Here is a 9,117-nt window from a genome sequence, read left to right as displayed (position 1 = left end):
ACTGAATATGAATACGATGAAGCGAATCGTTTAGTTTGGATTGAGGATGCTAATGACCATAAAACTAAGTATGAATACGATAAGAATGGACGACGTATTGCTAGTGAATTACCGCTTGGTCAGAAGTCGTATACTACTTATGATGCGGTAGGAAATATCTATACTACGACTGATTTCAATGGCGATTCGATTAGTTATCAATACGACGCCCAAAATCGCCTGATTAAGAAAGAATTTTCTGCTGCTAGCGGTCAAGTTCCCGTCACGTTTACCTATACACCCAGCGGACAGATTGACAAGATTGTTGATGCGAGGGGAACTACTTCTTTTAAATACGATGAACGCAATCACTTGATTTCTCGGACTGACCCGAATGGAGTTTATTTAGCAAGCGGTCATACGATTGAATACGGATATGATGGGTTGGGTAATCGTACAGAAGTTAGGACTCCCAACGGTAATGTTGCTTATACTTATGACGAACAAAATCGGTTGAAAACGGTAACGAGTTCTCAAGGAACTACGAGTTATTTCTACGATGTTGCTGGTAATTTAGTTAAAACTGAATTACCGAATGCGGTGGTGGAAACTAGGGATTACGATCAATTGAATCGGTTGAAGTTGGTGAAGAATGTCAAAGATGGAGTGGTTGTTTCCAGTTTCGATTACACTCTGGATTTGGTAGGTCATCGGCGAGTTATCACCGAACAGAATGGTAGGAAAGTTGAGTATGAATACGATAGTTTGTATCGGTTGACAAAAGAGACAATAAATGATGCGGTTGCTGGTAATCGGATTATCGAATATACCTACGATAAAGTAGGGAATCGCTTGACTAAGAATGATTCGGTTGAGGGGATTACTACTTATACTTACGATGATAATGACCGTTTGAAGACAGAAGAGTTGAAGAAGAATAATGTGGTTGTTCAGACGATTGAGTATCGTTATGACGACAATGGAAATCTGAAGTCGAGAATTAAGAATGGGGTGGAAGAGGTTAGTTATACCTGGGATAAGGAAAATCGTTTGATTGGGGTCAGGAAGGCGAATGGTGAGGTGATTTCTTATCAGTACGATAGTGATGGGGTAAGGGTTAGTTCTACTGTTAATGGGGTGAAGACTGAGTATTTGGTAGATAAGAATTTGCCTTATGCTCAGGTGTTGGAGGAGAGGGTTAATAATGGGTTGACTGCTGGTTATGTGTATGGTAATGATTTGATTTCTCAGCAGAGGGGGAGTGAGAAGTCGTTCTATTTGGTGGATGGTTTGGGTAGTACGAGGGGGTTGACGAATGGTAGTGGGGTGGTGACGGATAGGTATAGTTATGATGCGTTCGGGAATCTGATTGGGTCTACTAACAACGTGCAGAATAATTACCTGTTTGCTGGGGAACAGTTCGATAAGAGTTTGGGTGATTATTATTTGAGGGCTAGGTATTATGATACGGATACTGGGCGGTTTACTAGGAGGGATAGTTATGAGGGTAGACTACGTGAGCCTCTGACGCTACACAAGTATCTGTATGGCAATGCCAGCCCAATTAATTTTACAGATCCATCTGGCTTGTTCAGTATCCAAGAAGGAATTGCAACAACAGCTATACTTAGCATCATTCTTTCTATCCCTAGCTCTACACCACAGGGAGCGATCCCTGTAATAACAACCTCTCGAGTACCTCAAGTTAGAGGCTCTTACGATCGTGCTACAGGTACTCTAATCCTACACGATCTAAGTGGCAATACCCCTTCTCCTCTTGTCATTAATGGGTTATTTTCTGGGAATGATCCGCACAAAAATAACCCGCAATTTGAGAGTATTAAATACAACGGACCTATACCTGGAGGTAATTATGAGATTTTTAAGAACAATGACGATAACCCGACCCACGCAGGTTGGTATCGATTAGATAGAATTGACTCTAACCCCCGGAATGATAGGGATGACGATTTATATGGACGCGATGGATTTAGGCTACATCCGGGACGCTCTTCACAGGGCTGTATCACTGTACCGCTAAGAGACACAGTTAGCTGGCAGAAAATAGCAGCTATGCTAAATGGAACCAATAAGGAAGAGGATATTCGCGAGAGGAAAGGGACACTCTGGTGGGCCATTCGTGACAGGTTAAGAAAGTGGAGCGAATGTCAATGAGCGAATATACTCAATTTAACCAAAAAAAGAGAATATCACCTGGTCGGGGAGAGGGAAATGCAATCTCTGATTGCATTTCCCTCTCGGTATGATGATCGTTTTCATTAAAACCATCTCAGAAATTAATTTGGCTGAAAAAGATTAATTAGTTACCCAAATTAAAGAATATAAACATCTCCACAAATTGGCTAAAAATAGAATAGTTTATCTTCCAAAATCAATTAAGAGGCAGAGGAAAAGGTGATAAATCCAGCTTTCCTTCTGTCTTTCGGAGAGCTTTTATAACTCCTAAATCTTGATTAGAAGGGTCAGCGAAATACTGAATGGGGTCAGTAGCTTTACCTTTGTCATAAGCAACAGTAAAATGATAAAGACCTCGGTAAACCATCTCCAAAGAAATTCGGTCAAATGGTAAAGAAAGCTCGTCAGCCACTGCATCACCCAAATCAACCAAAACCGCATAGAATAGCCAAGTTGCCCACACCTGTAACTTCACGCCATTGATGGAACCCGTCCATAAATAGGACAATCCCAACAAGCGCTTAACTGTATTAAAAGCTTCTTCAATCCGCCAACGGCGTTGATATAAATCTGCCACTACATAAGGAGGTAATATCTTCGGGTCAGTCACAGAAGTAAGATAGGAATACCAGGTTTTACCAGTCCGAATCGATATTAAACGCAGTGTGAGAATAGGAGCGCTATTGCGTCCTGTCCCTAGTTTAATTAGTTGGTCTTTCACTGAGTTGTTAGACGTGAAAACTTGAATAACTTTCACGGAAGCTTTCGCTTTAAGTCGAGTAATAAAGTCTACTTGTTGAATCATTAGTTGCTCAAAAAACTGGAAATGGTAAAACCCCCGGTCAAGTAAGAGTAAGGTTTTGCCTGATACTAAGGATAGTAAACCCTCCTCAAATTTAGTTTCAGATGCGAGGGGATTAGTATGGAACCAAACCTGCACAGGTAAGCGAGTTATCAAGTCAACCACCGTACAAATTTTACCAGCCAACTGTCCAGGTTTCACATCTTCTAAGCTTTTCAGTTTCCGAAATAATGCTTCTAATGTTGAACCGTCTGCTACCCAAATCTGATCAAAATGTCGGCTGGCGAAACTTATACTTGCAGGGATTGGGCGTTTTTGACGCTGTTGCCAAGAAGATTGTAAGACAGGTAATAAATCTTTAAATACTCGCTCAAATATAGAAGCTGGAAATTCTAATAGCCTCTCTGACAGCGATTGTTGAGCTATTTTGGTCGCTCGACACCAGAGTAAATCTTCTCTCTCTAAAAGTCGAGTTAGTTCTTGTACTGATGGTACTTGTCGCCAGAGTAGGGTTAATACTGCTGCTACCATTAATGATAAATTTAGGATGCGGTTTCTTAATCCCAACTGACGGTAGTAGGCTTGTTGGTTAAAAATCACTGGTGTTAGTAATTCTTCTAGGTGCGCGGCGATAACTTGGTTATTTGGGCTGGGTGTATTGTGTCGCTTCGCGTGATCTGGATGGCGATTTACCCGCTTTTTCATAGTCTAATTGTCAAAATGCCTGATACTTTAGTTTGACATCTTTAGTACCCTTTTAGTGTCATGATGAAGAGCTTGCAGTCGCAATATAAGAGCCTTTTTGAACTGGATACCAGTAGTTTCTGCGCGAAAAGGTATGTTCCGAAAGCTTTCCTTGGTTGGAAAAATGAGCCTGTTTATCATACCGAGAGGGAAAAGGCAATCCACGATTGCCTTTTCCCTCTCCCCGACCAGGTGATATTCTCTTTTTTTTGGGTTAAATTGAGTATATTCGCTCATTGACATTCGCTCCACTTTCTTAACCTGTCACGAATGCTGGTGGGCTCGCAATACAACACTCACAAAATACGGACAAATTGATGTCACATAAACATTTGTCATGGATTTATTTGGAATATTATTGTTGGGGAAACAGCAAAATGAAAAAAATTGCTTGCTTGCACCTTTTCCTTGTCATTTTTTTTTGATATCTTGTAGCTTGCAAAATTCAAATAAGCTTTTTATCTCGGAGTCATACGAAAATAACAAAGACCCAAATTTATTTGTTTTTTACGCTGACGATAGTGTTAAACAAATCCCAAAATATGGGTATATAGATCGGAAAGGTAGAGTTATTATCAAAGCTCAATTTGATGAGGCTGGAGAATTTTATGAAGGACTAGCAAGTGTAAGATTTAATAAGGACAAACTGGGCTATGTTGATAAAGTCGGCAAAGTTAATATCTTACCTAGCTCTTGGAAAGTCGAGCCTTATTCTAAATTTTCTGAAGGCATAGCACCTGTTGAGATTAACAATAAGTACGGCTACATAGGCAAAAGTTTAAGCATTGTTATTTCACCAAAATTTATATATGCTGGCAATTTTAGAGAAGGAGTAGCAGAAGTAGCAGTTGATAAAAAAATAGGTTATATCGATCGGTCTGGTAAAATGGTTATTGCACCTCAATTTGATGAAGGTTCTAGTTTTTATGAGGGGCTAGCAGCTGTAAAAGTTGGTGGGAAGTGGGGCTACATTAACAAAACCGGAAAGATAGTTATCCAACCCAAATTTGATACAGCCTTTCCCTTCTCTGAAGGTCTAGCAGTAGTAGGAAGCGTAGGAACAGAGGGGCGTAAGTTAGGTTATATCAGCAAAACTGGAAAAACAGTCATTCCATTAATTTTTAGTGATGCTTTAAGTTTTCGTCAAGGGTTGGCTCCAGTTTTTGTCAATCGTAAGTGGGGCTATATCAACAAACTTGGAAAGGTAACAATCCCTTTTCAGTTCGATCTGGCAGATGAGTTTTCGGAGGAGTTGGCAATTGTTAAGATTGGTAATCAGTCTGGCTACATTGACAGAAATGGAAAAATAGTTATTCCCCCACAATTTAGAGCTGTTGAAAAGTTCAAAAATGGTCTAGCGAGTGTAACATTCAAAAACTTTTATGGATGGAAATCGGGATATATCGATAAAGGTGGAAAGTTCGTTTGGAGCCGGAGCAGCATCTGACAATCAAGGAAATACAAAATTAGCCGCTGTGAAAACTACTTTTGGTAATGTTTCTCACACTTATCTACTTATACTTACGATGATAATGACCGTTTGAAGACGGAAGGAAGAATTGAAGAAAAATGGTGTAGTTGTTCAGACGATTGAATATCGTTATGACGATAATGGGAATCTGTTGTCGAGGATTAAGAATGGGGTGGAGGAGGTCAGTTATACGTGGGATAAGGAAAATCGTTTGATTGGGGTAAGAAAGGCGAATGGTGAGGTGATTTCTTATCAGTATGATCCTTATGTGGCAAAGCCTTGAAGATAAATTTAAGTTAACTTAGCACACTAAGTACGGAAGATCCATAGTTGTCGCCCTGTCATAAAAATTGTTAGAGATGAGCTATTTTAATTGCACAAAACTAATCAGATTTATGATACTTTAGAAAAAACACTTTCATTATCTTGGAGGTTAAATGCTCAACTTTTACAGTCTTTTACCAAATACAAAATTTTCTGGCGAGAAGGGATTAACCAACGATTCCAACTAAAATCGAAAGATGGCATCGGCGACGCGACAGACATCGTGCATTTGTTTAACGTCGTGAACTCGAAGGATATCAGCGCCAAAAGATATTGCCGCACAACAAGCTGCACCAGTGCCCCAAACTCTCTGTTTGGGATCTGGTTGATTCAAAATATGACCGATAAAACTTTTGCGGGATAGCCCCACTAAAATAGGACATCCCAGCAAACGAAATTCTCCTAATCGTCGCAAAATTTCTAAGTTTTGGTTGTAAGTCTTAGCAAAGCCGATACCTGGATCGACAATAATCTTTGTCTGATCAATTCCTGCTGCTACAGCAGCGGCAATTCGACTTAAGAGAAACTCGTAAATCTCCCCGACTAAATCCTGATAGTCAGTCATCTGTTGCATTGTTTGGGGCGTTCCGCGAATGTGCATCAATACAATGGGAACACCCAATTCTGCTACGGTTGGCAACATTTCTGGATCGAAAGTGGCACCGGAAATGTCATTAACCATATCCGCACCAGCTGCAACAGCAGCCCTCGCTACAGAGGCTTTTGTAGTGTCAACAGAAATTGGTACGGAAGACTCTTGGCGGATCGAGTTTACAATAGGCAGTACGCGATCGAGTTCTGCTTCTTTAGATATGTCAGCAGAACCGGGGCGGGTTGATTGACCGCCAATATCGAGGATATCGGCACCCGCTTCTAGCAAATATCGAGCTTGCGCTAAGGCAGAGTTTGGGGCGCTGAACTCTCCCCCGTCGCTAAAACTATCGGGCGTCACATTCAGGACGCCCATCAGGTATGTGCTATGGCCCCAATTAAAGGTGCGATCGCGAATGTTCATCATAACTTTTAGCTGTTAGCTAAATAGGTGGGCGTAAATAAACTGAACACCCAGAAACCCGGTAACTCATGCGAAACCGGGTTTCTGAGGGCACGGCAGTTTTACGTTTAATTATGCCCACCTACTTATTAACTACTGATAATTGACAATCCGAGCAAAACTGTCCGGTTGCAGACTCGCACCGCCAACGAGGACTCCATCGATTTCTGGCTGGGCCATAATTTCGTCGATATTATCCGGCTTGACGGAACCGCCGTACTGAATCGGCACATCAGGATTAGTTAGCTGAGAACGAATTAAGCCAATGACTCGGTTTGCTTCTTTAGTCTCGCAGGTATCGCCAGTGCCGATCGCCCAAATCGGTTCGTAAGCGATGATGAGATTGTGTTGATCCACACCAATCAAGCCTTTTTTCAGCTGGGTGACGATCAGCGCTTCTGTTTCGCCAGTATCTCGTTGTTGCTTGCTTTCGCCCACGCATAGGATCGGCGTAAGGTGGTAGCTTTGAGCTGCTTTGAGCCGTTTGTTAACAGTTTCATCGGTTTCGCCAAAGTATTGACGCCGTTCGCTATGACCGACGATGACATAACGCACCCCGATTTCGGTTAGCATGGGGCCCGAAATTTCACCAGTGTAGGCTCCATAATCTTCCCAGTGGACGTTTTGGGCACCCAGTTGCACGCGACTACCGTGCAAACTCTTGGATATGATGCCCAGATCGGTGAAGGGAGGGCACAGAACTATTTCCCTAGAGTCCGGGGTTTCTTCTAGACTGTGCATGAATCCTTGCAAAAACTCCAGACTTTCTGTCTGGGTTTTATACATTTTCCAGTTGCCAGCGATGACGATTTTTCGCACGGGTACTCTGAAGTACGAAGACTAATAAACTTAAACAACAGTTTACGGCTTTCTGGCGATCGTTTTGCGCCTGCGTCCTCAAATAAGTACTGAGTGCTGAGTGCTGAGTGCTGAGTGCTTCTTAAGTGCTTCGGCTTTAGCTTTGTAGGTTGGGTTTCGCTTCACAAGGACTCAACCTACAAAGAAATGGCGAAGGTATTGTTGAAGAAACCGGGTTTCTGGGCCATACCACAGGCAAGTGAAAACCGCTCTATATTAGGACTTACGCTTTTCGCCCCCCCGTTGCCCCCTCCCCCCAAATCTGGGGGAAGACTCTTCTCCCCCCAGATTTGGGGGGCTAGGGGGGCGATTGCAGTCGATCGTCAAACTACCTTTGCTGAAATGAACCGACTCTATTACGGTGATAACCTCGATGTTCTCAGAAACAATATCGCCACTGAAACCGTAGACTTGATCTATCTCGATCCACCGTTCAATTCCAGCACTGATTACAAACTTATTGTCGGTGGACGCCAGCAGGCAAATGTATCCCATACTCAAATAACTGCTTTTGAGGATACTTGGCATTGGAATGATGAGTCAAACCGATCGCTAAATGAATTATTCCAGATAAATGGTGAATTAGCCGAGGTGATAGACCTTTTAGTTTGCCGCTTGGGACACAATGACTTGTCAGCTTATCTGATAATGATGGCTGTTCGTCTGGTGGAGATGCACCGAGTTTTGAAGCCTACTGGAAGTTTGTATCTGCATTGCGATCCGACTGCTAGCCATTATCTGAAAATTATTATAGACCTGATTTTTGGGTTAACAAACTTCCGAAATGAAATTACTTGGAAACGGACAAGCGCCCATAACGACCCCAAAAAGTTCGGTGCAAATACAGATATAATTTTGTATTACGTTAAAAGCGATCGGTATTGCTGGAATCAAGTATATGTAGCAAATGATGAGAAATACAAATCCCGATTTAGAAATCTTGACCCGGATGGGCGTCGCTGGACTGATGACAACCTGACTGCTAAAGGATTATCTGGTGGTGGCTACACTTATCAATATAAAGGTATAACTTCTTTTTGGCGTTGTCCTATTCAAACTATGGAACGCCTTGATGCTGAGGGTCGTTTGCATTTTACTAAAGCTGGAGGTATCCGGCTCAAAAGATATCTGGATGAGACTGTAGGAACTCCTCTACAAGCTTTATGGGATGATATTGGGCTGCTCAATTCTCAAGCGAAAGAACGTCTCGGTTATCCTACCCAAAAACCTGTTGCTCTTTTAGAAAGAATTATTCAAGTTAGTTCAAATACTGGCGATCTCGTCTTAGATCCATTTTGCGGTGGCGGTACTGCTTTACACGCTGCCGAAAAACTTAACCGCCAATGGATAGGAATCGATCTTACTCATCTTGCGATCGGCTTAATTGAAGGTCGCCTAAAATCTGCTTTCCCTGGTATTGAATTTAATGTCATATCACGTCCGGTAGCATCGTTAGAAGAGTGAAATCGTCAAATTGTCTGTTTCATCGTTGGTTAAATTTTTACCACAGATGAAGACAGATGAACACAGATGAACACAGATAAGAATAAGAACAGGATTTTTTTAGGTAACCGATGCTACGGGACATGAGATCAAATATGCTGATTTGGACACGGCATAATTAAATCTTTTGTATAGCGCTACGCGAATACATTAGGACAGTATTAAACGCTCAAAGCAAGGCGGAGA

Annotated in this window: 6 protein-coding genes and 1 pseudogene; 4 read left to right on the top strand and 3 right to left on the bottom strand. The window is 41.9% G+C overall.

What is annotated here, in order from left to right; genetic code table 11:
* Window positions 1-2,154: RHS repeat-associated core domain-containing protein (locus LAY57_RS09420; RefSeq protein ID WP_249066158.1), on the top strand; the 2,154-nt coding region annotated here is incomplete at its 5' end.
* A gap of 232 nt (window positions 2,155-2,386) precedes the next feature.
* Here LAY57_RS09420 and LAY57_RS09415 read toward each other — a convergent pair.
* Window positions 2,387-3,610: pseudogene (locus LAY57_RS09415) on the bottom strand (IS4 family transposase); the annotation flags it as partial.
* Between the two features lie 448 nt (window positions 3,611-4,058).
* On the opposite strand from LAY57_RS09415, the gene LAY57_RS09410 reads away from it, so the two are divergent.
* Together LAY57_RS09410 and LAY57_RS09405 are read left to right on the top strand one after the other, a co-directional pair.
* Complete coding sequence (locus LAY57_RS09410; protein ID WP_249066156.1) at window positions 4,059-5,168, top strand: WG repeat-containing protein; 1,110 nt, start codon at window positions 4,059-4,061, stop codon at window positions 5,166-5,168.
* A gap of 112 nt (window positions 5,169-5,280) precedes the next feature.
* Entirely contained in the window at window positions 5,281-5,475 is a 195-nt protein-coding gene (locus tag LAY57_RS09405; protein WP_249066155.1) for an RHS repeat domain-containing protein, read from the top strand.
* A 225-nt stretch (window positions 5,476-5,700) separates the two neighbouring features.
* On the opposite strand, the gene folP is transcribed toward LAY57_RS09405, so the two are convergent.
* On the bottom strand, window positions 5,701-6,534 hold the full coding sequence (gene folP / locus LAY57_RS09400) for a dihydropteroate synthase (RefSeq protein ID WP_249066154.1): 834 nt from the start codon (window positions 6,532-6,534) through the stop codon (window positions 5,701-5,703).
* Window positions 6,535-6,663: 129 nt separating this feature from the next.
* Complete coding sequence (tpiA, locus tag LAY57_RS09395; RefSeq protein ID WP_420839075.1) at window positions 6,664-7,389, bottom strand: triose-phosphate isomerase; 726 nt, start codon at window positions 7,387-7,389, stop codon at window positions 6,664-6,666.
* 381 nt (window positions 7,390-7,770) lie between these two features.
* Between tpiA and LAY57_RS09390 the strand changes: the two genes are divergently transcribed.
* Complete coding sequence (locus LAY57_RS09390; protein WP_249066151.1) at window positions 7,771-8,892, top strand: site-specific DNA-methyltransferase; 1,122 nt, start codon at window positions 7,771-7,773, stop codon at window positions 8,890-8,892.
* Window positions 8,893-9,117: the final 225 nt, after the last annotated feature.

Source organism: Argonema antarcticum A004/B2 (assembly GCF_023333585.1).
GTDB lineage: Bacteria > Cyanobacteriota > Cyanobacteriia > Cyanobacteriales > Aerosakkonemataceae > Argonema > Argonema antarcticum.
Note: the sequence above shows the minus strand (reverse complement) of the source record. Positions and strands in the feature narration are given on the sequence as shown.